General features: G+C 64.2%; 5 protein-coding genes. All 5 read left to right on the forward strand.

All coding sequences use genetic code 11. From position 1 onward, the window contains the following. Window positions 1-276, forward strand: a 276-nt coding sequence (locus ON44_RS06845) for an ATP synthase beta subunit C-terminal domain-containing protein (protein WP_040687137.1), incomplete at its 5' end; no start/stop codon positions are given. Window positions 277-282: 6 nt separating this feature from the next. Further along, window positions 283-657 (forward strand): F0F1 ATP synthase subunit epsilon, encoded by a 375-nt coding sequence (locus tag ON44_RS06850; protein WP_040687139.1) that lies wholly within the window; start codon window positions 283-285, stop codon window positions 655-657. A 200-nt stretch (window positions 658-857) separates the two neighbouring features. After that, on the forward strand, window positions 858-1,280 hold the full coding sequence (locus ON44_RS06855; protein ID WP_040687141.1) for a DUF2550 domain-containing protein: 423 nt from the start codon (window positions 858-860) through the stop codon (window positions 1,278-1,280). Window positions 1,281-1,289: 9 nt separating this feature from the next. Further along, entirely contained in the window at window positions 1,290-1,871 is a 582-nt protein-coding gene (locus ON44_RS06860; RefSeq protein ID WP_040687143.1) for a cob(I)yrinic acid a,c-diamide adenosyltransferase, read from the forward strand. A gap of 150 nt (window positions 1,872-2,021) precedes the next feature. Further along, window positions 2,022-3,281, forward strand: a complete 1,260-nt coding sequence (murA, locus tag ON44_RS06865) for a UDP-N-acetylglucosamine 1-carboxyvinyltransferase (protein WP_040687144.1) — start codon at window positions 2,022-2,024, stop codon at window positions 3,279-3,281. Window positions 3,282-3,576 lie beyond the last annotated feature (295 nt).

Consider the following 3,576-nt stretch of genomic DNA (forward strand, 5'->3'; position numbering starts at 1 on the left):
GACATCATCGCCATCCTCGGCATGGACGAGCTCTCCGAAGAGGACAAGGTCCTCGTGGGCCGGGCGCGTCGTCTGGAGAAGTTCCTCGGCCAGAACTTCATCGTGGCCGAGAAGTTCACCGGCCAGCCGGGCTCCGTGGTGCCGCTGACCGACACCATCGAGGCGTTCGACCGCGTCTGCAAGGGCGAGTTCGACCACTTCCCGGAGCAGGCGTTCAACTCCTGCGGTGGTCTCGACGACGTCGAGGCGGCCGCGAAGAAGATCGCCGGAAAGTAGTCACCCATGGCGGAGATGTCAGTTGATCTGGTCGCCGTCGAACGTTTGCTCTGGTCCGGCCAGGCGACGTTCGTCAGCGCGCAGACCACCGAAGGTCAGATCGGCATCATGGCGGGCCACGAGCCGCTGCTCGGCCAGCTGGTCGAGGGCGGCATCGTGAGCATCGTGCCCACCGAGGGTGAGCGGATCACCGCGGCGGTGCACGGCGGGTTCTTCTCGGTGACCGCGACCTCGGTCCGGGTGCTGGCCGAATCCGCGGAGTTCGCCGATGAGATCGACGTCGAGGCGGCCCGTCGGGTGCTGGCCGACGCCGATGCCTCCGAGGAAGCGAAGATCGCGGCCCAGGGCCAGGTGCGCGCGGTCGAAGAGGCGAAGGCCTAGTACCGCACCAGGATTGGGTACGACCTGATAACACGGCGCTGTCGGCGGCGAAGGTATTCGCCGCCGACAGCGCCGTTTCCGGATTCGAACGTTCAAAGACAAGGCCCGGCCATTTGTAAACTCGGGGCCGTGGTTGAATGGCCGCGAGGTGTCGTCGACACGGCGGCGGAACGAAGGGACGAACGGCATTGCAGACCGGGATGGTTCTCCTGATCATTCTGGTGCTCACGCTCGTTCTGTTGGCGTTGGCTTCCACCTACCGGCTGATCATGTTGCGCCGCGGCGGCACCGCCGCGATTCTGCGGGTGCTGCCCGCGCGCGGCGGTCAGGGTTGGCGGCACGGCCTGATTCGGTATGACGAGGATCGCCTCGTCTTCTACAAGCTCTCCAGTCTGAAACTGGGCCCCGATTCCACCATTCGACGCCAGGGCATCGAGATCGGTGATCGGCGCGGCCCGCGTGGCGACGAATACGACATCATGACCGACGAAATCGCGGTGACCGCGGTTTCCGATAATGACGGCAATTACGAATTGGCCCTGGACCGCGGCTCACTGGCCGCCTTCCTCTCCTGGGTCGAATCCCGGCCCTCGGATCGCACCCGTCGGCTGCCCGGGCTCTAGGCTGAACTCGTGAATGTGCACCTGACGCGGATCTATACGCGGACCGGAGACGACGGGACGACCGGTCTCAGCGATTTCTCGCGGGTGGCCAAAACCGATCCGCGTCTGGTCGCCTATGCCGACTGTGACGAAACGAACGCCGCCATCGGTGTAGCCGTCGCGCTCGGGGACCCTGCCCCGGAGATACGGAAGGTCTTGCGCCAGGTGCAGAACGATCTGTTCGATGCGGGCGCGGATCTTTCGACCCCGGTGGTCGAGGAGCCGAAGTATCCGCCGCTGCGCATCACCCAGCCCTATATCGATCGTCTCGAAGCCTGGTGCGATGAATTCAATGCCGATCTGCCCGCACTGAATTCGTTCATTCTGCCCGGTGGTACGCCGCTGGCCGCCCTGCTGCACACCGGCCGTACGGTGGCACGGCGGGCGGAGCGTTCGGCATGGGCCGCGGTGCAGGCGCATCCGGACGATACGAATATCCTTCCGGCGAAGTACCTGAACCGCCTCTCCGACCTGCTGTTCATCCTCAGCCGTGTCGCCAACCCGGGCGGTGACGTGTTGTGGAAGCCTGGTGGCGAACAAGGTGGTTCGTGAACTGTCCGATCCGCACCGACACGCGCAAAAGTTGCTGGACACCCCGAAAGTCGTCTCAGCTACCTGGATATAACCCCGGCACTGCTACCACCGGCCCGCAACGCAACTATCCTTTGCACCAACAGTGCGCCGAATACGCGGAGAGGCGGCATGGAACGGTTTTTGGTTACTGGCGGGAATCGACTCGTCGGTGAGGTCGCGGTCGGGGGTGCGAAGAACAGCGTCCTCAAGTTGATGGCGGCTGCATTGCTGGCCGAAGGCACGACCACCATTACGAACTGCCCGGACATCCTCGATGTGCCGTTGATGGGTGATGTGCTGCGCGGCCTCGGCTGCGACGTCACGATCGACGGGTCGGTCGTCACGATCAACACGCCCGCGGAGCCCAAATACCACGCGGATTTTCCCGCGGTGACGCAGTTCCGCGCCTCGGTTTGTGTGCTCGGTCCGCTGATGGCGCGGTGTAAGCGCGCCGTTGTCGCACTGCCCGGCGGTGACGCGATCGGTTCGCGGCCATTGGATATGCATCAGGCGGGTCTGCGTCTGCTCGGCGCGAGCAGCGAGATCGAGCATGGTTGCGTGGTCGCGCGCGCGGACGAACTACAGGGTGCGCGGATCAGGCTGGACTTTCCCTCGGTGGGCGCGACCGAGAACATCCTCATGGCGGCCGTGCTGGCCGAGGGGGAGACGGTCATCGATAACGCGGCCCGTGAACCCGACATCGTCGATCTGTGCAACATGCTCGTTCGGATGGGTGCGCGGATCAGCGGCGCGGGTACGTCGGTGCTCACCATTCAGGGCGTCGAGCGGCTCGAGCCGACGACGCACCAGGTGATCGGCGACCGGATCGTGGCCGCGACTTGGGGGATCGCCGCGGTGATGACCATGGGCGATGTCCGGGTGACCGGTGTGAACCCCAAGCATCTGTCCCTCGTGCTGGACAAGCTGCGCTCGGCCGGTGCGCGTATTTCGTTCGAACCGGACGGTTTCCGCGTGATCCAGGCCGATCGGCCGCGCGCGGTGAACTTCTCGACGCTGCCTTTCCCCGGATTCCCGACCGATCTGCAGCCGATGGCCATCGGTTTGGCGGCGATCGCGGACGGCACCTCGATGATCACCGAGAACATCTTCGAGGCGCGGTTCCGTTTCGTGGAGGAGATGATCCGGCTGGGCGCCGACGCGCGGACGGATGGGCATCATGCGGTGGTGCGCGGAATTCCGCGGCTGTCGAGTGCACCGGTGTGGTCGTCGGATATTCGGGCCGGCGCCGGATTGGTACTTGCCGGTCTGGTTGCTGATGGCACTACCGAGGTGCACGACGTCTTCCATATCGACCGCGGCTACCCGAATTTCGTCGAGCAGCTGCAGGCGTTGGGTGGTCAGGTGGAACGGGTCGGCGCCGCGGATTGATCATGTGAACGGAAGGCGACGATCACCTCTTGCTGAAAACCGTTCCTGACCAGGCGATTTGACATCGTGCACACCGACACGTAACTTTATTCGAGTCAGAGCGACACGGACACCGACCCGGGGCCGACGCGCTGAGCCGAAAGGCTGAGCGAAGGACCAGGGAAACGAGGTAGGACGTTGAGCGCCTGACGATCACACTAGCTCGAACGAGACCCCGATTTTGATTCGGGTTCCCGGCTGAGCTAAGCTTGATAAGTTGCCTCACCGATCGACCGGGGTCAAACCCATTAGATGG

It is taken from the genome of Nocardia vinacea NBRC 16497 (assembly GCF_000308835.1).
In the GTDB taxonomy this organism is placed as follows: Bacteria; Actinomycetota; Actinomycetes; order Mycobacteriales; family Mycobacteriaceae; genus Nocardia; species Nocardia vinacea.